Genomic DNA, 370 nt, shown 5'->3' with positions numbered 1-370 from the left:
AAAGAAAATCGTAACGTCATGATCGTAGGCAGCGGCACCATTCGCAATGATAAATGCAGCAATTGCTTTATCTAAATCCCCACTAAACAGGACAATCGTTGTTTTTTCTTTTTGCGTATCCATTTTGAGACCTCCCTCAATATACTTATACCACTATAGGTATTAAAATAGACGCAAAGAGCTCTTGCAATGAAAAGCTCCTTCTCTTTACAGGATATCACTCCAAATCTTGATCGCCGTCGCACAGATCAAAACAATCAGGCCATACCGAAGATACTTAACATCGATTTTTGCGCTGACGCGGCTACCCAGCGGCGCACCTAGCACGCTCCCTATTACCGTAAACATAACGGGCAAAACCGGAATATGT

General features: G+C 42.7%; 1 protein-coding gene and 1 pseudogene. Both read right to left on the bottom strand.

The genetic code is table 11. The annotated features are described in order from the left end of the window. The coding region (locus SB775_RS27815) for a DsrE/DsrF/DrsH-like family protein (RefSeq protein WP_410864376.1) at positions 1-123 on the bottom strand (123 nt) is incomplete at its 3' end. Between the two features lie 84 nt (positions 124-207). After that, positions 208-370, bottom strand: a pseudogene (locus SB775_RS27810) (sulfite exporter TauE/SafE family protein); the annotation flags it as partial.

This window comes from Peribacillus sp. SIMBA_075, from assembly GCF_046534585.1.
Note: the sequence above shows the minus strand (reverse complement) of the source record. Positions and strands in the feature narration are given on the sequence as shown.